This is a genomic window from Lactiplantibacillus garii (assembly GCF_003885105.1).
Taxonomy (GTDB): domain Bacteria; phylum Bacillota; class Bacilli; order Lactobacillales; family Lactobacillaceae; genus Lactiplantibacillus; species Lactiplantibacillus garii.
In genome coordinates this window covers 1-1,010 of record NZ_QWZQ01000115.1, presented here as the reverse complement: position 1 = coordinate 1,010, position 1,010 = coordinate 1, and the positions used below count along the sequence as shown (strand labels likewise).

The window sequence follows — 1,010 nt, the reverse complement described above, 5'->3', positions numbered from 1 at the left end:
CTAAGGAAATTGAAATCAACGTTCCAGAAATTTTTATTTAGAGGAAGTAATCATGAATAACGAAAACTTAAGCATCAGTTATAACAAATTATGGAAGCTGTTAATTGATCGTGGCATGAAAAAGAAAGATCTACAACAGGCTAGTGGAGTTAGTGCCGCTTCAATTGCTAAGTTAGGTAGGAATGGTAATGTTACGACTGGGGTATTACTAAAGGTTTGTAAGGCCTTAGACTGTGATATTAGTGACATTATGGAGATCGTACGAAAGTAACAGAAGGAATAATAAAGGAGGATAGGGGTGACATTTATTTAAAATGAGCAAGGAAGAAATAAGCCTTTTCGATGATCAAAAATTTGAAACCGATCATAAAAAATTTGAATTAAAAGCAATAGGTGATGATGGTCACCTAATTAAATCTAAGGAACGAGTTCAACATCATGGTGAAGTTTTTACCCCTAAATGGATGGTGAAAAAGATGCTGTCTGAACCAGCTATTCAAGAAAAATTGCACGATCTTCATGCCACGTTCCTTGAGCCTAGTGCGGGAGAGGGAGCATTTTTGAAAGAAATCCTACATCAAAAGCTTAGCTATGTGGATCAAATATCTAACAAGATTACGTGGAAAAATAATGCACTGTGGGCTTTGATGAGCATTTATGCGATTGAGCTGCTTCAGGATAACCTAATTAAAGCCAAAAGAGCGATGATAGATGTTTTTATTAATCACTATCAAACGTTCATGCAAAAAGCACTCAGCAGTAATACTGATCTATATAAATCGGCACGGTATATTATCGATGTGAATATTGTTCAGGGAAACACACTGACTTTCAAGAATTCAGAGAATAAGTTAATTGAGTTCAGGGAGTGGATACCATCTGGAAATAAGGTAAAGCAGAACACATTCACGTATAAATCACTGTTTAACAATGATGATATGGATGATGTAAACGCCAACGAAGGACAATTGAGCCTATTTGATGATTTTGAAAATGGTGATTCTAAGCAG

General features: G+C 35.6%; 2 protein-coding genes. Both read left to right on the top strand.

What is annotated here, in order from left to right; genetic code table 11:
• Positions 1 to 52: 52 nt before the first annotated feature.
• Positions 53 to 271, top strand: a complete 219-nt coding sequence (locus tag D1831_RS14225) for a helix-turn-helix domain-containing protein (protein WP_125073455.1) — start codon at positions 53 to 55, stop codon at positions 269 to 271.
• Between the two features lie 43 nt (positions 272 to 314).
• A partial coding sequence (locus tag D1831_RS14220; RefSeq protein ID WP_125073454.1) for a methylase occupies positions 315 to 1,010 on the top strand: 696 nt, incomplete at its 3' end.

Bases quoted from the DNA above. Each gene is read 5' to 3' on its own strand.
- D1831_RS14225 (WP_125073455.1), top strand. From the start codon at position 53: ATGAATAACGAAAACTTAAGCATCAGTTATAACAAATTATGGAAGCTG.